The 19,019-nt window shown below is 74.7% G+C and carries 20 protein-coding genes; 13 read left to right on the top strand and 7 right to left on the bottom strand.

What is annotated here, in order from left to right:
• Window positions 1–119 precede the first annotated feature (119 nt).
• From ssd to CLV63_RS05715, 8 genes are all read left to right on the top strand, one after another.
• The gene (ssd, locus tag CLV63_RS05750) at window positions 120–1,217 is read left to right on the top strand and encodes a septum site-determining protein Ssd (protein WP_106581840.1); all 1,098 of its coding nucleotides are present in this window, start codon (window positions 120–122) and stop codon (window positions 1,215–1,217) included.
• The gene (locus CLV63_RS05745; RefSeq protein WP_106581839.1) at window positions 1,214–2,428 is read left to right on the top strand and encodes a TadA family conjugal transfer-associated ATPase; all 1,215 of its coding nucleotides are present in this window, start codon (window positions 1,214–1,216) and stop codon (window positions 2,426–2,428) included. Before ssd ends, CLV63_RS05745 begins: the two co-directional genes overlap by 4 nt.
• Window positions 2,429–2,594: 166 nt before the next feature.
• A complete protein-coding gene (locus CLV63_RS05740; protein WP_106581838.1) occupies window positions 2,595–3,332 on the top strand; it encodes a type II secretion system F family protein in 738 nt (245 codons plus the stop codon).
• Window positions 3,329–4,075 carry a type II secretion system F family protein gene (locus CLV63_RS05735; protein WP_342751360.1) on the top strand — a complete coding sequence of 249 codons (747 nt, stop codon included), beginning with the start codon at window positions 3,329–3,331 and terminating at the stop codon, window positions 4,073–4,075. Before CLV63_RS05740 ends, CLV63_RS05735 begins: the two co-directional genes overlap by 4 nt.
• 234 nt (window positions 4,076–4,309) lie before the next feature.
• Window positions 4,310–4,582 (top strand): DUF4244 domain-containing protein, encoded by a 273-nt coding sequence (locus tag CLV63_RS35125; protein WP_342751359.1) that lies wholly within the window; start codon window positions 4,310–4,312, stop codon window positions 4,580–4,582.
• Entirely contained in the window at window positions 4,560–4,934 is a 375-nt protein-coding gene (locus CLV63_RS05725; protein WP_106581837.1) for a TadE family type IV pilus minor pilin, read from the top strand. The genes CLV63_RS35125 and CLV63_RS05725 overlap by 23 nt, the downstream gene beginning before the upstream one ends.
• Window positions 4,931–5,332 carry an Rv3654c family TadE-like protein gene (locus CLV63_RS05720; RefSeq protein WP_106581836.1) on the top strand — a complete coding sequence of 134 codons (402 nt, stop codon included), beginning with the start codon at window positions 4,931–4,933 and terminating at the stop codon, window positions 5,330–5,332. The genes CLV63_RS05725 and CLV63_RS05720 overlap by 4 nt, the downstream gene beginning before the upstream one ends.
• A 25-nt stretch (window positions 5,333–5,357) precedes the next feature.
• Window positions 5,358–6,083 carry a hypothetical protein gene (locus tag CLV63_RS05715; RefSeq protein WP_106581835.1) on the top strand — a complete coding sequence of 242 codons (726 nt, stop codon included), beginning with the start codon at window positions 5,358–5,360 and terminating at the stop codon, window positions 6,081–6,083.
• Between the two features lie 506 nt (window positions 6,084–6,589).
• Here the strand turns inward: CLV63_RS05715 and CLV63_RS05710 are convergent.
• The gene (locus CLV63_RS05710; protein ID WP_394339743.1) at window positions 6,590–8,875 is read right to left on the bottom strand and encodes a DEAD/DEAH box helicase; all 2,286 of its coding nucleotides are present in this window, start codon (window positions 8,873–8,875) and stop codon (window positions 6,590–6,592) included.
• 220 nt (window positions 8,876–9,095) lie between these two features.
• On the opposite strand from CLV63_RS05710, the gene CLV63_RS05705 reads away from it, so the two are divergent.
• From CLV63_RS05705 to CLV63_RS05690, 4 genes are all read left to right on the top strand, one after another.
• Window positions 9,096–9,443, top strand: coding sequence for an STAS domain-containing protein (locus CLV63_RS05705; protein WP_106581833.1), 348 nt, complete (start codon window positions 9,096–9,098; stop codon window positions 9,441–9,443).
• An 18-nt stretch (window positions 9,444–9,461) separates the two neighbouring features.
• On the top strand, window positions 9,462–10,025 hold the full coding sequence (locus CLV63_RS05700) for an ATP-binding protein (RefSeq protein ID WP_106581832.1): 564 nt from the start codon (window positions 9,462–9,464) through the stop codon (window positions 10,023–10,025).
• A gap of 158 nt (window positions 10,026–10,183) precedes the next feature.
• A complete protein-coding gene (locus CLV63_RS05695) occupies window positions 10,184–10,609 on the top strand; it encodes a DNA-binding protein (RefSeq protein WP_106581831.1) in 426 nt (141 codons plus the stop codon).
• 147 nt (window positions 10,610–10,756) lie between these two features.
• Window positions 10,757–11,227, top strand: a complete 471-nt coding sequence (locus CLV63_RS05690; protein ID WP_106581830.1) for a VOC family protein — start codon at window positions 10,757–10,759, stop codon at window positions 11,225–11,227.
• Between the two features lie 64 nt (window positions 11,228–11,291).
• Here CLV63_RS05690 and CLV63_RS05685 read toward each other — a convergent pair whose 3' ends face one another.
• Genes CLV63_RS05685 through nth form a run of 3 tightly spaced genes read right to left on the bottom strand, consistent with a single transcriptional unit; the run spans window position 11,292 to window position 13,963 of the window.
• Window positions 11,292–12,470: a MarP family serine protease gene (locus tag CLV63_RS05685; protein ID WP_106581829.1), complete on the bottom strand. Its 1,179-nt coding sequence runs from the start codon at window positions 12,468–12,470 to the stop codon at window positions 11,292–11,294.
• A 16-nt stretch (window positions 12,471–12,486) separates the two neighbouring features.
• A complete protein-coding gene (locus CLV63_RS05680; protein ID WP_106581828.1) occupies window positions 12,487–13,170 on the bottom strand; it encodes an NUDIX hydrolase in 684 nt (227 codons plus the stop codon).
• A 22-nt stretch (window positions 13,171–13,192) separates the two neighbouring features.
• The gene (gene nth / locus CLV63_RS05675) at window positions 13,193–13,963 is read right to left on the bottom strand and encodes an endonuclease III (RefSeq protein ID WP_106582082.1); all 771 of its coding nucleotides are present in this window, start codon (window positions 13,961–13,963) and stop codon (window positions 13,193–13,195) included.
• A gap of 278 nt (window positions 13,964–14,241) precedes the next feature.
• On the opposite strand from nth, the gene CLV63_RS05670 reads away from it, so the two are divergent.
• The gene (locus CLV63_RS05670; RefSeq protein ID WP_106581827.1) at window positions 14,242–14,925 is read left to right on the top strand and encodes a Crp/Fnr family transcriptional regulator; all 684 of its coding nucleotides are present in this window, start codon (window positions 14,242–14,244) and stop codon (window positions 14,923–14,925) included.
• 63 nt (window positions 14,926–14,988) lie between these two features.
• Here the strand turns inward: CLV63_RS05670 and CLV63_RS05665 are convergent, their stop codons facing one another.
• The 3 genes from CLV63_RS05665 to CLV63_RS05655 are packed head-to-tail and all read right to left on the bottom strand — an operon-like array spanning window position 14,989 to window position 19,013.
• Window positions 14,989–16,254, bottom strand: coding sequence for a M20 family metallo-hydrolase (locus tag CLV63_RS05665; RefSeq protein ID WP_106581826.1), 1,266 nt, complete (start codon window positions 16,252–16,254; stop codon window positions 14,989–14,991).
• Complete coding sequence (locus CLV63_RS05660; RefSeq protein ID WP_106581825.1) at window positions 16,244–17,353, bottom strand: S-methyl thiohydantoin desulfurase domain-containing protein; 1,110 nt, start codon at window positions 17,351–17,353, stop codon at window positions 16,244–16,246. Before CLV63_RS05660 ends, CLV63_RS05665 begins: the two co-directional genes overlap by 11 nt.
• Window positions 17,346–19,013 carry a urocanate hydratase gene (locus CLV63_RS05655; protein WP_106581824.1) on the bottom strand — a complete coding sequence of 556 codons (1,668 nt, stop codon included), beginning with the start codon at window positions 19,011–19,013 and terminating at the stop codon, window positions 17,346–17,348. The genes CLV63_RS05660 and CLV63_RS05655 overlap by 8 nt, the downstream gene beginning before the upstream one ends.
• Between the last annotated feature and the right edge of the window lie 6 nt (window positions 19,014–19,019).

Raw genomic sequence — 19,019 nt, 5'->3', positions numbered from 1 at the left:
GCCAGGCCCATTTCCGCGGCGCCGGAACCGGTTGTCCACAGGCCGGCGGATCGCGCTTTCGCCGGGGCTCCCGGCCGGGCGACCGTGGACGCACGACCCCGGTTCCGGAAGGCGAGCCCATGGCAAGCACCGCCCGTCCCCTCATCGTCACCGACGACCCCGACCTGCTCGACGACCTCCTCCGCCTCGCCGCCGCCGCCGACGTCGAGGTCACCGTCGCGGGCACCGCCGCGCAGGCCGGGCGCGAGTGGCCGCGCGCACCCCTCGCCGTCGTCGGCGCCGACCTCCTGGCCCGGCTGGCAGCCCTCGAACCCGACCGCCATCCGAACGCCGTCGTCATCGGTGGCGGCGCCGACGCCGAGCCGGCCGACGGGCGGGGCGGCATCTGGGACGCCGCCCTGCGCATCGGGGCGCGCGAGGTCCTCGCCCTGCCCGAGTCCGAGGCCCACCTCGCCGAACTGTTCGCCGAGGCCACCGAGGAACGCCGAGCGCGGGCCGCCGTCATCTCGGTCGTCGGCGGCAAAGGCGGCGCGGGGGCCAGCCTGTTCGCCGTCGCCTTCGCCCTCGCCGGCGAGCGCTCCGGCAGGCGCACCGCGCTGGTCGACATCGATCCCCTCGGCGGCGGCCTCGACCTCCTCATCGGCGGCGACCACATCGGCGGCGCGCGCTGGGGCGATTTCGCCGGGCGCGCGGGCCGCATGCACTGGCCCGCGCTGCGCCGGGCGTTCCCGCGCGTCAACGACCTCACCGTGGTCACATGGGCGCGCGAGGCCGCCGCGCCGCTGCCCGCCCCCGCCGTACGCGCCGTGCTGGCCTCCGCCGCCCGCGGGACCGACCTCGTCGTCTGCGACCTCCCGCGCACACTCGACCCATGCGCGGAGGAGGCGCTGCTCCGCAGCACCCGCACGCTGCTGGTCGTCCCGGCCGACGTGCACGCGGTCATGGCCGCGCGCAGGATCACGCCCGGCCTGCGCCGCCGCGTCGCCGACCTCCGTGTGGCGGTCCGCGCCCCGCACGAGGAGCTCCCCGCCGAGACCGTCGCGACGGCGCTCGACCTCCCGCTCGCGGGCAGCTTCGCCGCCGAACCGCGGCTCGCCGCCTGCCTCGACCGCGGCCGCACCCCCGCCACCGACCCCGAATCCCCACTCGCGTCGTTCTGCACCGCCCTACTGACCACCCTCGACGCACCGCCCGTACGAGACGACCAGCAGCCATGAACCCCGGCCCCGAACCCCCGGCCCTCGCGCCCGACCCCGCGCTCCTCGACGCCGTGCGCGCCCGCCTCGCGCGCGACTCCGCTGCGCCCACCCCCGCCAAGGTCGCCGCCGCGCTGCGGGCCGAGCGCGGCGTCATGGGCGACGCCGAGGTGCTGTCGATCGTCCGGTTGCTCCGCGCCGACCTCGCGGGCGCCGGTCCGCTCGACCCGCTTCTCGCCGACCCCCTCATCACCGACATCCTCGTCAACGCGCCGGACCAGGTGTGGATCGAGGACGGCGCGGGCCTGCGCAGGCTCCCCGAGATCCGGTTCCCCGACACCGAATCGGTCGTCCGCCTCGCTCAGCGCCTCGCCGCCCAGGCCGGACGGCGGTTGGACGCCGCCGCGCCCTGGGTCGACGCCCGGCTGCCGTCGGGCGCGCGCCTGCACGCCGTGCTGCCGCCCATCGCCCCCGAAGGCGCCTGCCTCTCCCTGCGGCTCACCCGGCGCCGGGTGTTCACACTGGCCGAACTGGTCGAATGCGGCGGTGTCGTCCCCATCGGCGCCCGGCTGCTGCGCTCCCTCATCGCCTCACGCGCCGCCTTCCTCATCTGCGGCGGAACCGGCACCGGCAAGACCACCCTGCTCTCCGCGCTGCTCTCGTTGTGCGCTCACGACGAACGTCTGCTGCTCGTCGAGGACTCCGCTGAGCTGCGACCGGAGCACCCCCACGTCGTCCGGTTGCAGACCCGGCCGCCCAACATCGAGGGCAGCGGCGGCGTCGACCTGCACCACCTCGTCCGGCAGGCCCTGCGCATGCGCCCCGACCGGCTCGTCGTCGGAGAGGTCCGGGGCAAAGAGGTCGCCACCATGCTCGCCGCCTTCAACACCGGCCACGAAGGAGGCACCGGCACTCTGCACGCCAACGCCGCGACCGACGTCCCGGCGCGGATCGAGGCGCTGGGCTGCGCCGCGGGGCTGAGCCGCGACGCCGTCCACAGCCAGTTGGCCGCCACTCGCGCGCTGGTCGTCCATGTCGTCCGCGAGCCTGGCGGTGTGCGCCGCGTCGCCGAGGTGTGCGTGCTGCGCCGGTCCGGTTCAGGGCTTGTCGAGGCCGTCCCCGCGGTCGAGTTCCGGCCGAACGGCGAGACCGTCCGGCACGCGGGCGCCGCCGACCTCACCGCCCGGATCGGCGTCGCCTGGCTCGGCCGCGAACCCCCACCCGCCGGTTGACCTCTGCCGATGCCCCGCGCCGCGGCCCCGAGCCGACCCCCAGGCCGCACCGGCGCGGCTCCCACGGCCCGGCACGGCGCGCACCCGCACCGACCGGTCGGCCCGCCCACGAACCGCCCGCGAACCCCCGGGCGCCGCGGCGCCCGTCCCCGCGAATGGAGCGGCGATGATCCCCGCAATCCTGCTCATCACCGGCCTGGTCGGCACCGTCGTCCTCCAGTCGCTGCCCTCCGCTGCGCAGATCCGCATCCGCCTGCTGTGCGCGCCCCCCGCGGATCCTGCCGGAACCGCCGTCCACCGCCTGTGGACGGCCGTCCGGCGCCGGGCCGCCGCACTCCGCCGCCGCGAACCCCACCTCTGGCGCGAATCGACCATCGAGCTCTGCCGGGTCCTGGCCGCCGAACTGCGTGCCGGACGCCCACCGCCCGAAGCACTCGGCGCGGCCGCCCGTGAACTCCCCCCGGCACTCGCACCGGCGTTCACCCCGGTCCTCGCCGCAGCACGCGGCGGCGACCCCGTCGCCGCCATGCGCGCTCTCGCCGACCGCCCCGGATGCGCCGGGATCGGCTACCTCTCCGGCTGCTGGCGGGTCGCCTCGCAGACCGGCGGCAGCCTCGCCGAGGTGGTCGACCGGTTGGCGCACGGGCTCGCCGAGGAGCAGTCGCGCCGCAGCGAACTCTCCGCGCAGCTCGCCGGGCCCCGTGCCACCGCCGCCCTGCTCAGCGCGCTGCCCGTCGCCGGGCTCGCCATGTCATCGGGCATGGGCGGACGGCCCCTGCTCTTCCTGTGCACCACCCCCGTCGGATTGGGCTGCCTCGTCGGCGGGGTGGCGCTCGACCTCCTCGGCCTCTGGTGGACGCACCGCATGACCCGCCGCGCCCTGGACGCCGGAGAGCCGCGGTGATCATCCTCGGCGCCGCCGTCGCGGTCCTCGCCACCGCCGCGGCCTGGCTGCTCACAGCGCCCCGGCCCACACCGGCCGACCGGCTGGCGGCCCTATGCGCCCCGCCCCGGCCGCCGGTACCGGCGGCGCGCGCCCCGCGCCAGGCGGGCACCCCGTTGCGCGTCCTCGCCGCCTGCGCTCCGGCCTGCACCCTGGCGTTCACGCTCGGAGTACCGGCGGCGGTCCTGATCGGACTGCCCGCCGGCGGCGCACTGTGGTGGCGGCTCGGCCGCACCGACATCGGCGGCGCCCGGCAGCGCGCCGCGGGCATCGTCGCCGCCCTGCCCCTGACCGTCGAACTCCTGGCGGCGGCGCTGCGCGCGGGCAGCACGATGCCCGCGGCGCTCGACGCCGTGACCGGCGCCGTGCGGGGCCCGCTCGGTGCCGAACTCGTCGCCGTCGCCGAACGCCTCCGGCTGGGCGCCGACCCCGCTGCGGCGTGGCGGTCCCTCGACCACCCCGAGGAGCTCGCCGCACTGGGCAGGGCATTGGCCAGGGCGTCCACCACCGGGGCGCCGGTCGCCGACGTCCTTCAGCGCCACGCCGACGACCTCCGCTCCCAGGCCCGGTCCCGGACCGTCGCCACCGCGCAGCGCACGGGGGGCCTCGCGGTGCTGCCGCTCGGCTTGTGCTTCCTCCCCGCCTTCGTGCTCATCGGCGTCGTCCCCATGGCGGCCGAACTCCTCACCGGCGCCTCGCCGTAGCCGGTCCCGCGTCGACGGTCGTTGAGTGCCCGGCCGCTCCGCGACCTGGGGCTTCTCGGCTCGACGGCGGTGCACAGCGCCCCATCGCCGATACGCCCCGCCGGGCGCTGCGGGGTACGGGGCGGTCGGTGCGGTCGGGGGCTCCTTTCCTGGCGGGGGCGGACTTGTCCACAGGGTCGGAATCCGGCTTTCCCCGTCGATCCGCGGCGGGGATTCTGGAGTCAGGCCGCATCGATGGACTCCGCCTCCGGCCCCACGCATCCGCCCCTTTCGCAGGAGGCCGTCATGCCGTCCCTGTCGTCCGCGCCCACCGCCGTGCTGCGAGCCGCCGCCAGGCGGGCCGCGGCACCCACCCGCACTGATTACGCCATGTCAACAGCTGAGTACGCTTTGGGAACAGTAGCCGCCTGTGCTTTCGCGGCGGTGTTGTACGCGATTCTGACCAGTGGGGCGGTACGCAGCGCCCTCACCAGTATGGTCACCGATGCGCTCTCGGTCGGCGGCTGAGATGTCCTCCGCCGCCGATCATGGCACCGTCACCGCCGAGACCGCTGTGGCGCTGCCCAGCCTCATGCTGCTGCTCGGTATCGCGCTCGCCGCCATCCACGCCGCCACCACGCACCTGTCCTGTGTCGACGCCGCCCGTGTCGGCGCCAGGGCGCTCGCGCGCGGCGAGGAGCCCGACGCCGTCCACACGCTCATCGACCAGGTCGCGCCGCCACAGGCCCGCGCGCGGATCAGCACCGATTCCCGGTTCGCCAGGGTCCGGCTGAGCGCGCCCGTGCCGATCGCACCCGGGCTCCCCGGCCCGTTCGAGGTCCATGCCGAGGCGGCCACTCCGGTGGAGGAGTCGCCATGAGCCCGCCCGCCCCTGCCCTGGCCCGCCGCAGCCGCACACCGCTCCGGTTCCGCGGCGACACCGGGTCGGGCACCGTCTGGGTGCTCTCCGTCTGCGCGATCGTCTGGTTCACGGCGACGGCCATGGTGCTGGTCGCGAGCGTCCGCGCCGATCGCCAGCGCGCCTCCTCTGCGGCCGACCTCGCCGCGCTCGCCGGCGCACGCGACGCCGCGCAGGGCGCCGCCCCGGCCTGTGCGAGCGCCCGCGCCACCGCCTCGGCCAACGGCGCGCGGCTCACCGCGTGCCGCCTGAACGGGACGGTCATCGACACCACGGTCGAACTCCCGGCGCGGCTCGGCGCCGGCTCATTGTCGGCCGCCGCCCGCGCGGGCCCCGCCGATCACCCGCCCGCCCCCTGATCCCGCCGCGCCCCCGGAGCCGTCCATGGTCCCGCCGCACCTGCCCGCCGCCCGCTCGCTGCGCCTGCTCCTCGCTGTGGGCACCGCACTGCTGTGCTGCGCCGCCGCCGACACCACCGGCGGCGAGCCGCGGCTCCGTGCGCGCCACGACAACGCAACCGCTGCGTCGCCCGGGGGACCGGCCGCGATCCCCGACACCGCTCCGCCGCCCGGTACCGGTGCGACCGCGCCGTCGCCGCTGATCTCGCCCGACCCCTCCGTCCCGGCGCCGCCGCAGCCCTCGGTCGAACCGCCGCCACAGGTCCCCGAACCCCCCGTCACCACCCCGGCCCCGGCGCCCCCGACTCCCCCGCCGCGACGGCCGGAATCGGCGGCCACGACCACCTCCCGAGGTGACGGTGTGGGCGTCCGACACCCCGCGCCCACACCGTCACCGCCCTCTGAGCCCTCCCCAGGGGCCTCGCCGTCGCCGCCACCGCCGCCGTCCCGCGACTCCCCCCGCGCCAAGTCCGCCCGCCTGGCACCGTCCACACCCGAGCCGTCGGGCACTCCCACCGCACCGGCCGACCTCTCCGTCCGGTACGGCCACGACCCGGTGGCCCCCGCACGATCGCCGGGCCTGCTGCGCTACGCGCCGTCCTGCGCGCTCGGACTGCTGGCGGCAGTGGTCCTCGTCCTGCGGCTCAGCGTGGGCTGGCCGCGCTTCCCACCCCGCTACCGCGGCCGCCGCCGGACCACCGGGCCGGACTAGCACCCACTCAGGAAAGGACACCCCCATGAGTCCGAGCGACGGCGGCACCCGGCCCCGCTGTCCACTGCACGCGGCGCGGCACCGGCCGCAGCGCCCCCGCCCCGTCCACTCGTGCGCGGTGCGGCCCCAGGCCCGGTGCCCCGGCCGCGGCCCGGCCCCCGATCCGCACCGCCCGCCGCCGTCCGCACCCACCGACCCGCCCGACCCGCCAGAGCAGCCGCCCGGCGGCCCGACCGCTCAGTGACCCCCGCCCGAGCCCACCGGAAAGGCACGGAACCCATGAGCCCATTGCGCGAACTGCTCGCCGCCGCCCCGAAACCGCGCACCACCCCAATACGGCCCGCCCGCCGACACGTCGTCCGGCTCCGCCGCGGCGCGCCGCGCCGCGCCGCCGACCCCTTCGTGGGTCACCGTGTCCCCCGGGGTCTTCCGGCCCGCGGTGCCCGGTGAGCGGCACCGCCCCGGGCGGCCTCCGCACCGGCGACCCTCCCCCGGCGGTTCCGCGCTCAGCCGCTCAGGACCTCCCCGAGCAGCCGCAGCGCCCCGTCCTTGTCCAACGGGTCGTTGCCGCTGCCGCACTTGGGCGACTGGATGCACGACGGGCACCCGTCCCGGCACTCGCAGTTGGCGATCGCCTCGCGGGTCGCCGCGAGCCACTCCCGCGCCGCCGCGAAGCCGCGCTCCGCGAACCCCGCCCCGCCCTCGTGGCCGTCGTAGACGAACACGGTCAGCCGCCCGGTGTCCGCGTGCAGCGCGGTCGACACCCCGCCGATGTCCCAGCGGTCGCAGGTCGCGAACAGCGGCAGCAGGCCGATCGCCGCATGTTCGGCGGCGTGCGCCGCACCGCGCAGTTCCACCGCGTCGGCGAGCAGGCGCTTCTCCGCGTCGGGCGAGAGCGTCCACCACACGGCGCGCGTGTGCAGCGTGCGCTCTGGCAGGTCGAGCGGCTGCTCGCCCAGCACCGCGCCCGTGCGCACATCCCGTTTGAGGTAGCCCACGACCTGCCGGGTCACCCGCACCTCACCGAAGTGGACGGTCGCCGCCGCGCCCCACTCCTCCTCGCGCAGCGCCGACCGCACCTCGATCTCGGTCACCTCGCGCGACCACGTGCTGTACGGGGGGTCCTCCGCGTGCACCAGGGCCACTTCGTCGTCCAGGTCCAGCCGGTCCACGACGTAGGTCTGGCCCTGGTGCAGGTACACCGCCCCTTCGTGGACCGCTCCGTGCGCCGCCGCGTCGTCGATGGTGCCGAGGAGCTGCCCGCTTCCGGCGTCGACGATCTGCACCGGCGCGCCGCCCGCACCGCGGATGTCGGCGAGGTCGGCGGCCGGCTCCTTGTGCGCCCAGAACCAGCCGCGGGGCCGGCGGCGCAGCAGGCCGCGGCGCACCAGGTCGGCGAGCACGCCTTCGGCCGCCGGTCCGAACACCGGGAGGTCGTCCTCAGTCAGGGCGATCTCCTCGGCGGCCGCGCACAGGTGCGGCCCGAGGACGTACGGGTTGTCGGGGTCGAGGACCACCGCCTCCATCGGCCGCCCGAAGATCGCGTCGGGGTGATGCGCCAAGTAGGTGTCGAGCGGGTCGTCGCGCGCGATGAACACCGCCAGGGCGTGGTCGCCCCTGCGCCCGGCCCGCCCCGCCTGCTGCCACAGCGACGCCAGCGTCCCCGGCCAGCCGGTGATCAGCACCGCGTCGAGCCCGGTGATGTCGACCCCGAGCTCCAGCGCGTTGGTCGCGGCGAGGGCCCGCAGCTCGCCCGTTCGCAGCGCCTCCTCCAGTTCGCGCCGCTCGCCCGCCAGGTACCCGCCGCGGTACGCCGCCACCCTGCGCGCCAAGTCGTGCGACCTCGTGTCGGCGAGGATCCGCTGCGCCGACATCGCGATGACCTCGGCACCCTGGCGCGAGCGCGCGAACGCCAGCGTCCGCACCCCGTCGGCGGCGAGGGCGGCGAGCAGGTCGGCCGCCTCGGCGGTGGCGGTCCTGCGCACCGGGGCGCCGCGCTCTCCGCGCGCCTCCGTCAGGTCCGGCTCGACCAGGGCGAAGCTGAGCGCGGGGCGGGGCGACCGGTCGACCGAGACCGCCCGCACCGGCAGCCCGGTGAGCCGCTCGGCGCTCTCCTCCGGTGTGCCGGTCGTGGCCGAGGCCAGGATGAACACCGGTTCGCCGCGGTGCCGCGCGCACACCCGCCGGAGCCGCCGCACGATCTGCGCCACGTGCGAGCCGAACACCCCCCGGTAGCGGTGCGCCTCGTCGATGACCACGTAGCGGAGCCGCCGCAGGAACCCCGCCCAGGCCGCGTGCCTGCGCAGGATGCCGCGATGCAGCATGTCGGGGTTGGTGAGCACGTAGTTGGCGTGCGAGCGGATCCAGGTGCGCTCGTCGCGCGGGGTGTCGCCGTCGTAGGTGGCGGCGCGCAGCCCGGGCAGGGCGAGTTCCCGCACGCTCCGCAGCTGATCGGCGGCGAGCGCCTTGGTGGGGGAGAGGTAGAGGACCGTTCCGCCGTCCTCGACGGCCTCGGCGCACGGCAGCAGGAAGGCGAGCGACTTCCCGGAGGCCGTGCCAGTCGATATGATCACGTTGCCGCCGGCACGCGCGAGGTCGGCGGCGGCGACCTGGTGCGACCACGGAGCGGAGATCCCGGCTGCGGCCAAGCTCTCCACCAGTGCGGACGGCGTCCAATCCGGCCACTCTTCACTTACCCCGTCGCTAGGAGCCACGCGCTCCACATGGGTGACAGTCGAGGTCCGGGTATTCTCACGCCACAGCCGTTGGAGGGTCGACTCCCATTCGTGCACCCCTACTGTCCTCCCGGCCTCGCACGGCATTGATCACAAGGAACGACTGATGACTAGCGGTTTCAGTGTGTCACCAGTGGGAAGAGACGCGCGTTGTCGGGGTTTTTCTCGCTCGTTGCGAGCAGATACGGCGGCCAGGCGTGGTTGAATGCCGCCCTGTGGGGATAACGCAGGGCACAGATCACTCGCGGAAACATCGCAGTTCGGCGCTGGAGGACTTGTGGATTTGAAGCTTGACCACCACACCCAAGACGACACCGAGATCGTCATCGTCGAGGGTGAGATCGACGTCTACACGGCGCCCCGCCTGCGTGAGCTCCTCATCGACCTCGTCAACAAGGGCAACTTCCATCTCGTGGTGAACATGGAGAAGGTGGAGTTCCTCGACTCGACGGGGCTCGGCGTGCTCGTAGGCGGCCTGAAGCGCGTGCGCGCCCACGACGGCACCCTCGACCTGGTGTGCACCCAGGAGCGGATCCTGAAAATCTTCCGCATCACGGGTCTCACCAAGGTCTTCGGGATTTACGAGTCGGTGCAGGAAGCCATCGACAAGCGTAAGTCGAAGTAGTTACGTAACGAGCGAGCGATGGCAATTGTCCAGCTCACGATAAGTGCGCTGCCTGCCCATGTGCGAACCGCGCGGCTCATGGCCACTGCCGTGGCCCGCCGGGCGGGCATCGCCGAATCCGCCCTCGACGAGGTCAGGTTGGCGGTCGGTGAGGCGTGTTCCCGCGCGGTCGAGGCACACCGCGTCTACTGCCCTGAGCAGCCGATCCAGCTCAAGCTGATCGACAGCGCGGGGCCGCCGGGCGCCTCGTCGGCGCGGGGGCGGACGGTCCCGTCCCGTGTCAACGGCGGCGACCCCGGACGCTTCCAGGTCGTCATCTCCGACCGGGCCCCGGCGAAGGAGCCCTCGGACGGCGCGCCGTTCGAGCCCTTCCCCGTCGATCCCGACCTCGCCCATCTGGAGATGGGCAGCATCACCCCTCCTGGCGGCGTCTCGGGCATGTCGCCCGACGTCGGGCTCGCCGTCATCGTCGGCCTCGCCGACGAGGTGAACATCGAGCCGAAGACCGACGGCACCGTGGTCACCATGAGCTGGCCGCTGAACCGCGGCGGTTCCGATGACGAGGCGGCCGCGGCCGGCTGACCGGGGATCCGCGTACGAACCGGGCGCCGCCCCACTCATCGGGGACGGCGCCCGCCCTGTTCCACCACCCCCTGCCGGGGTTCGTGCGCTCTATCGATTGAACAAAATGTTCAACCAACAATGTTGACGCATGGGTGCTTCAATATTATATTGAATGCATGACCGATGACCCCTTCACCCGACCCGACCCCGACGCCGAGCGCCAGAAGCGCGTCTACACCGCCCTGTTCCGCATCACCGAGCGCCACGCGTCCGGCGAGGCCAAGGCGCGCTGGGACGAGCGGCACATGCCCATGGAGCCGCTCGACGCCATCCGGCGCGTCGCGAACCTCGCGGGCGGCAGCGGCGACCCGGAGCCCGGCGCGCCGCCGGTCGACACCGCCGACCTCACCGCGGCACTCAGCCTCGCCCCGCGCGCCCGCGCCGAAGTCGAGGCGTTGGAGGCCGGCCTCATCGACACCGCCCGCGGCCGCGGCATGACCTGGCAGGAGATCGCGTTCGGCCTGGGCCTGAACTCCGCGCAGGCCGCCCGCCAGCGCTACGAGCGGCTGACCGAGCGCACCGCGGGCGAGATCGTGTCCTGACAGCCGTTCCGGCCCCGAAAGCCGTTCCCGAACACGTCCCGAATCACCGCCGCCCGGCCCGATCATCGAGGACGTTTTCTGACCTACATCGTTCCTACCGTGGTCGTATCAGGGCGCGCAGAGCACCCTCGGACCGAAGGGTCGGACATGCAGACGGTTCCCACCGGATACCACACCGTGACCCCGTGGATGATCTCGCCGAACGGCACGGCCGCGCTGATCGAGTTCGTCGTCGGCGTCTTCGACGCCGAAGAGCTGGGCCGGGTCGAGGCCGAGGGGGTCATCGGCCACGCGGAGGTCCGCATCGGCGACTCCGTGGTGATGATGTTCGACAATCCCCACTGGCCGCGGACACCCGCGTTCCTGCGCCTCTACGTCGCCGACGACGCCGAGGTGCTGCGCCGGGCGGTGGCGCGCGGGGCCGCGATCGTCACCGAGCCCACCGAGCTCTTCTGGGGCGACCGCGTCAGCCGTTTCCGCGACCCGTTCGGCAACCTGTGGTGGATCCACACGCGCGTGGCCGAGCCCACCGAGGAGGAGATGGGCCGCCGCATGAACGAACCGGAGTTCGTCCGCGCAATGGCGTACGTCCAGAGCGCCGAATTCCTCCCGCAGTGAGGGTGCGCCGGGCCCGCCCGGCCGGCCCGCGCCGCGGCGGGTACCCGCCGCGGCGCGGGCCGGCTCAGTCGCACTGCATGGTGTCGACGGGGGCCGAGGACGACCGCCCGGTCGCCGCGTTCTCGGCCACCTCGTCGGCGGTCAGCACGTACCCGGTGTCGTCGTCGTTGGTGGCCGCGGCGAAGACCACCCCGTACACCTCGCCCCTGGGCGACAGCAGCGGCCCGCCGGAGTTGCCCGGCAGGACCTTGGCGCGCACCTGGTAGATGTCGCGGCTGACCTGCTGCGAGTGGTAGAAGTCGGGGCCCTGCGCGGTCTGCTGCGCGCGGATCCGCGCCGGGACCACGGTGAAGCCCTGGTTGCGGGGGAACCCGGCGACGACGGCGTTGCCGCCCTTCTCCGCGTCCTGCTGGAACCGCAGCGGTTCGAGGTCCAGGCCGGGCACGTCGAGCACCGCGATGTCCTGCTGGGGGTCGTAGAGGACGACGGTGGCGGTGAGCTGCTGCCCCGAGCGGGTGACCACCCGCAGCTCCTCGGTGACGCCCGCGACGACGTGCGCATTGGTCATGATCCGGTCGGGCCCGTAGGCGAACCCGGTCCCCTCGACCCTGCGCTGGCACGACGGGGCGGTGCCGAGCACCTTGACGATGCTCTTGCTGGCCTCGCGGAGCTTCGGCGTGGAGAGGACGTCGGGGTCGGGCGCGTCGACCTCGGCCGGCTGGCCGGACCCCAGGCCGCTGAACACCTGCGGGAACGCGCTCTGGTCGACGATGCGGCGGAACGTGGAGAACCAGGTGTGGGCCACGTCGGGCACGGCGCGGTCGACGGCCTGGAGCACCCGGGAGTCCTGCACCTGGCCGGTCACGATCGGGATGGCGGAGTTCGCGACCGCGCTGCCGATGAGCCAGGTCACCAGCAGCACCGACAGGCCGCTGACGAGCGCGCCGCCCAGAGCGTCGAGCACCCGGGCGGAGTCCCATGTGACCTTGTTGCGCACGAGCGCGCCGACGTAGGAGGCGGCGAACTGGCCCATGGCGGCGCACAGGAAGACCACCGCGATGGCGAGCAGCGCCTGCCGCCCGGGGTCGTCGATGAGCCGCTGGATGAGGGACGGCGCGCCCAGTGCCGCGACCACCCCGCCGCCGATGAACCCGCCGAAGCTCATCACGCCCACGATGAAGCCCTGCCGGTACCCCGATGCCGCGAAGACCAGCACCAGCACAATGAGGATCACGTCCAGCACTGCGTCCCCCTTCGCCTCACGGTGTGCCGTCGTGGTCGCCGCTCGCGCGCAGCACGCCGAGGACGTCGATGGTCTCGGCGGCCGGCCCGAGCCAGGGCCGCTCCCACCGGCCCAGGACCAGGAGCTGGTTCAGTATCGCCGCCGTGAACCCCCACACCAGCATGCCGCGTACCCGGAACGCCGGACCGGTGGACCCGTCCGGGTGCCGTGTCCGGACCCGGTTCGCGGGGTCGGCCAGCTCGGCGACCGGCACCCGCGCCACCGAGGCCACCTCGGCGGGGTCGGCCGGGCCGACCTCCGAGGGGGTGTGCCACCACGCGAGGACGGGGGTGACCCGGAAGTCGGTGCGGGAGATGTAGAGCTCCGGCAGGGCGCACAGCACCTCGACGCCCGCGGGCAGCAGCCCGGTCTCCTCGCCGGCCTCGCGCAGGGCGCAGCCGATCGCGCCGGCGTCGCCGGGTTCGATGGAGCCGCCGGGGAACGCCGGCTGGCCGGAGTGACGCCGCAGCCCGTTGTTGCGCTGGATCAGCAGGACGTCGGGTCCGCCCTCGGGCGACTCGCCGAACAGCACCAGCACGGCGGAGTGCCGCCCGCCGTCGGACGGCGGCCGCAGGACGCGCGGCACGGGCGCGCGCGCCGCGGCCTCGGCGAGCGCGCCGAGCCACTCGGGGACGGGGACGGGCCGGTGGTCGCCGTTCACCGGCGGCCGCCGGGCGTACCGGTCATGAGAACGGCCCCGCGCGCAGCAGCTTGCGCGCAGTGTCGGGGTCGGTCGGCCCCTCGCCGAAGGAGGGGCAGTCGTGCGCCAGCGTGCACGCCCCGCACGCGGGGCGCCGGGAGTGGCAGACCCTGCGGCCGTGCCAGATGATGCGGTGCGACAGCAGGGTCCACTCCTTGGGCGGGAACAGCGCGCCGATGTCGTGCTCGGCCTTCACGGGGTCGGTGGCGCCGGTCCAGCGCAGGCGCCGCGCCAGCCGCCCGAAGTGGGTGTCGACGGTGATACCGGGCACCCCGAACGCGTTGCCGAGGACGACGTTGGCGGTCTTGCGCCCCACACCGGACAGCTTCACGAGCCGGTCGAGCCGGTCGGGCACCTCGCCGCCGTGCCGCTCGCACAGCTCCTGGCCGAGCTTGATGATGTTGTTCGCCTTCGAGCGGAAGAAGCCGGTCGACCGGATCAGGGTTTCGAGCTCGCCGCGATCGGCGGCCGCGTAGTCGGCTGCGGTGCGGTAGCGCGCGAACAGCGAGGGGGTCACCGCGTTGACGCGCTTGTCGGTGCACTGGGCCGAGAGGATCGTGGCGACGGTCAGTTCGAGCGGCGTGGTGAAATCAAGCTCACAGTGGGCATCGGGGTAGAGCCGGACCAGCTCCCGGTTGATCCGCCGGGCCCGGCGCACCAGGGCGAGGCGCGACTCACCCGAGGGTGTGTCGGAACCGGCCGCTGTGCTGGGTTTCGCGGCGGCCGGGGCGGTGGCGGCAGTATGGCGGGGCACGCCCAAAGCCTACGGACCGCGGGCGGTGCGCGCTGCATCACGGTGGGCGCCGTCCGGCGGCCCCCGGGCGGGCCGCGGCACGAATTCCGGTCGGCATCGAGGTGAATGGGGCGGGGCACGCCCGCCTCCGGGCGTTCGTGCCTCTAAGATCATTGATGTCCGTGTCGGCTGTGACGGGCTGGTCCGAACCATCGCGACAAGCCGAGATAACGACCTGGTTTCACACCCGGGTGCGATATGCGTCACACTGGTGGCGGTCAGGTTTCAAGGAGGAAGCGGTGGACGAGACCAACGAGGTGCTGCGCAAGGCCCCTCTGTTCGAAGCGCTGGACGACGATGCTGCCGCGGCGCTGCGCGCTTCGGTGAGCGAGGTCCGGCTCGGCCGGGGGCAGACGCTGTTCTCGGAGGGCGACGAAGGAGACCGCCTTTACGTCATCCTCAGCGGCAAGGTCAAGCTGACCCGCACCGCTGTGGACGGCCGCGAGAACCTCCTGGGCGTGCTCGGCCCCAGCGAGATGTTCGGTGAGCTGTCCCTGTTCGACCCCCGCCCGCGCACGGCAAGCGCCATCGCGGTCACCGACGCCGTCCTGGCGGGCCTGGGCCACGACGACCTCCGCCCGTTCATCGGCAGCCAGCCCCAGGTGGGCCTGCAACTGCTCAAGGCGCTGGCGGCAAGGCTGCGGCGCACCAACGACACCATGGCCGACCTCGTCTTCACCGACGTCCCCGGCCGGGTCGCCAAGCAGCTCCTCGACCTCGCCGAGCGGTTCGGCAAGGAGGGCGAGGACGGCCTGCACGTCCACCACGACCTCACGCAGGAGGAACTCGCCCAGCTCGTGGGCGCTTCCCGCGAGACCGTCAACAAGGCGCTGGCGGAGTTCGCGCTGCGCGGCTGGTTGCGCATCGAGGCCAAGGCGGTCGTGCTGCTCGACATCGAGCGCATGCGCCGCCGCGCGCGCTAGGCGTAGGGCACCGCGCCGGGGCCGCGCCGCCGGGGGACTCCCTGGCGGCGCGGCCCCGGCCGTTCAGCGCACGTGGTCGAGCGCGTCGAGCCGGACGATGGTGTCGCCCAGGACGTGCACCCCCGTTGCGATCTGCGCGGGGTCGGTCCACTCCTCGGGGCAGTGGCTGCGGCCGCCGCGCGAGGGGATGAAGACCATCCCCATGGGCCCGAGCCGGGCCAGGTGCGCCGCGTCGTGCCCCGCCCCGCTGGGCACCGGCGCCCATGATGCGCCCAGGCCGTCGGCAGCCCCGCCGATGACGTCCTGGACCGCCCGGTCCGCCGGCACGGGCGGCTGGTCGTTCAGCCACTCGATGCCGGTCTCGACGCCGCGCCGGGCCGCGTCGGCGGCGATGCGCTCGGCCACCCGCCGCCGCACGCCGCCCAGCCACCCCGGGTCGACGCTGCGCAACTCCGCCCAGATGCGGGCGCGGTCGGGGACGATGTTGAACGCGCCCGTGGCCCCCTCGATGCGGCCGGTGGTCGCGACCCCGTGGACGGGGGCGCCGCAGCCTTCCCGTTCCACGGTGAGGACCGCCTCGGCCGCCGCTGTCAGCGCGTCGGCGCGCTCGCCCATGGGGGTGGTCCCGGCGTGGTCGGACCGCCCCGCGAAGGTCGCGAGCAGCCGCTCGATCCCCGCGATGGCGGTCACCACGCCCACCTCGGCACCCTCGCGCTCCAGCAGCGGCCCCTGCTCCACGTGCAGCTCCACGAAGGCGTGGACGCCGCCCCGCCACGCGATGCCGAGGGACGCGGCGGGGTCGGCGCCGAAGCGCGCCATGGCGTCGCCCAGGCGGTCCCCTGCCGCGTCGCGCCGGTCGAGGTGGGCGGCGGTGAGGGTGCCGGCGAGCGCGCGGCTGCCCATGCAGCTGATCCCGTACCCGTTCGCCTCCTCGCCGAGGAAGTCGACGACGACGAGGTCGCGGCGCAGGCGGGTGCCCGTCTCGCGCAGCCGCCGCGCCACCTCGATGCCGCCGAGGACGCCGACGATGCCGTCGAACCGGCCGCCGCCGCGCACGGTGTCGGTGTGCGAACCGGTGACGATCGGCGGTCCCCCGCCGTGGGTGCCGGGCAGCCGGCCGGTGATGTTGCCGACCGCGTCGACCGAGGTCGCCAGGCCGGCGTCCGCCATCAGCGCGCGCACCCACGCCCGCGCGGCACGGTAGGGGTCGGTGAAGACCTCGCGGCTCCACCCCGCGAGATCCGGGTCGGCGTACGCCGCCAGCGCGGTGAGGTCGGCCCAGAGGCGGTCGGCGTCGGGCGCCGGCCCCGCCCTGGCGTCAGCGCGCACCGCCGCCTCCCGCGGGGGCGTGCAGCCCGTCGGGCAGGTACGCCACGAGGTCGATCCCCATGATCTCCTCGACCTCCCGCAGCGCGCCGACGTCGCAGGCGCTGGCGGACGTCGGCAGCGCGGCCGCCGGCGCGGCGACCACCGCCACCTCCATGCCCTCGACCGCGTCCTTGACCGCCAGCGGCAGCCCGGTGTCGACGGCGAGCAGCGCGATCATGTCCGGGTAGCTCGCCAGCCGCGCGCCCCCGGCGTCGACGGCCATGAACTCGTTGAGGTAGGGCACGGTGTGGTCGGCGACCCGGAACACGCCGTGGTCCCAGCCGCCCTTGGTGATCGTCGGGGCCGCGTGCGCGAGCGGGCCGCGGGCCAGCTCGGCGCCGCCGATGGCGGCGGTCACCGCCTCGATGACGGCCGCGCCGCCGCCGGGCGCGGCGTCGGCCATGGTGCGGCCGAGGTCGATCGCCGCGGTGATCGCGCCGAGCGCGGCGTTGCGGCGGACCCAGTCGAGCTCCACCGGATTGCGCGCCGACGCGATGAAGCCCCCGGTGCGCACCGAGATGTCGCGGAGCACGTCGTCGCAGGTCACCGAGGAGCCGCGGGTGACGGCCTGGAAGTGGCCGTGCAGTGCGCGGTTGCCGCCGGAGACCGACTGGACCGACATGTAGCCGGGCCGGGTGGTGAGGCCGAGCGCGCCGAGCTTGCCGGTCGGGTGCGCCCGGATATCGCCCGCTGCGTCCAGGACCTTGACCCCGAGCACAGCGGACTGGATCCAGCCGTTCAGCGTCGTCGAGTAGCCGTTCTGCGCGGTCATCACCGCCGCGATGGGGTGGTCGGCCGCCGCCATGAGGGCCTTGAGCGCGTCGACGTAGTCGACCGGCCGGATCTCCCAGTCCTTGGCCGCGGGCGCCCCGATGGCGGTGACGGTCGCCACCCAGCTGTCGGCGGGGAGCTCGGCGACGGACGCCAGCACGGGGCGGCCCATCGTCGTCGCCGCGCCGCCCATCAGCTCGCCGTGGTGCAGCCAGCCGCCGCCTCCCGCGGCGAACACACCACCGCCGAGCACGGCGTATCGGGCGTCGTCGGCGGTCAGTTCACGCATCGTCAGCGCTCCTCGTAGCGGGGTCGTTGGTCCAGGTCACATCGGCGGCGCCGCGAACGGCGGCCGCGGCGTCGCCGTAGCCGGCCTCGGCGTAGCGGAGGATCCCGAGCCCGGTGTCGGCGTCCAGGGCCCGCCGCAGCCGTTCGGCGCACTCGGCGCCGCCGTCGGCGACGATGGAGACGCCGGCCGACTGCATGAAGCCGGAGTAGCCGCCGCCTCCGGCGTGCACCGCGACCAGGTCGGCGCCGGTGGCCGACATCAGCATCGCGTCCAGGAGCGGCCAGTCGCTGACCCCGTCGGAGCCGTCGGGCATGCCCTCGGTGCCGATCAGCGGGTGCGTCATCGCGGCGGCGTCCAGGTGGTCGCGGGTGAACAGGACGGGTGCGCTCAGGCGGCCGTCGCGCACCGCGTCGTTCGCCGCGACCGCCATGCGGGAGCGCTCGTTGTGGCCGAGCCAGCAGCTGCGCGCCGGGAGCCCTTGGACGGGGACGTTGGCGCGGGCGAGCGCGATCCAGGCCGCCACCTCGGGGCGTTCGGGGAACAGCGACGCGGCGAGGTTGTCGAGGACGGCGAGGTCGGCGGGGTCGCCGCTCACCGCCACCCAGCGGAACGGGCCGATCCCCCGGCAGAACAGCGGGCGCAGGTAGCGCTCCATGAACCCGGGGATGTCGAACGCGTCGGCGGCGCCCGCCCGCTCCGCCTGCACCCGCAGGTTGTTGCCGTTCTCGAACACCACGGCACCGGACCCCGCCAGCGCGAGCATCGCCCCGACCTGCGCCGCCATGCCCGCGCGGGCGGCGCGCTCGACCTCCTCCGGCGCGGTCTCGCGCAGCAGCGCCCACTGGTCGAGGCCCATGCCGGGCGGCAGGTAGCCGTAGCGGGCGTCGTGCGCGGCCGTCTGGTCGGTGACGATGTCCGGCCGCACCGCCTGGGCGGCGACCGCGGGGAACACCTCGGCGGCGTTGCCGCGCAGGCCCACCGCTGCGACCGCGCCGGAGCGGCGGGCCGCCTCGACGGCGGCCAGTGCGGCGCCGAGGTCCTCGACCACCAGGTCCAGCGCGCCCGCCGCACCGGCGGCGGCGAGCCGGGCGGGGTCGGCCTCGACGGTCACGCTCGACAGGCCCAGCATGGACGCCGCGAGGGGCTGCGCCGACCCCATGCCGCCGAGCCCCGCTGTGAGCAGCCAGCGGCCCGCCACAGCGCCGCCGAAGTGCCGCTCCGCCGCGGTGCGGAGCAGTTCGTAGGTGCCCTGGAGGACGCCCTGGCGCCCGATGTACTGCCACGCCGCGGCGGTGAGGCCGCCCCACATGGTCATGCCCTTGTCGGCCATCGCGTAGAAGCGCTCGGGGGTCTGCCAACTCCCGACCATGTTGTTCACCGCGCTGAGGACCCGCGGGGCGCCGGGGAAGGTGCGCACCACCCCCACGGGGCGCCCCGATTGCAGGATCAGGGTCTCGTCGCCGCGCAGCGTCCGCAGTGTTGCCGTGATGCGGTCGAACGACGGCCAGTCGCGCGCGGCCTTGCCCAGAGCGGCGTAGACCACCAGGTCCTCGGGCCGCTGGCCGACCTCGAGGACGTTCTCCAGCATGCGCAGCAGCGCCTCCTGCCGCCACTGCGCGCACCGCAGCACCGTGCCGCGCTGCGCCCGGACGCCGCGCATCCCGCT

It is taken from the genome of Murinocardiopsis flavida (assembly GCF_003014485.1).
In the GTDB taxonomy this organism is placed as follows: Bacteria; Actinomycetota; Actinomycetes; order Streptosporangiales; family Streptosporangiaceae; genus Murinocardiopsis; species Murinocardiopsis flavida.
This window is presented reverse-complemented; position numbering and strand designations above follow the sequence as displayed.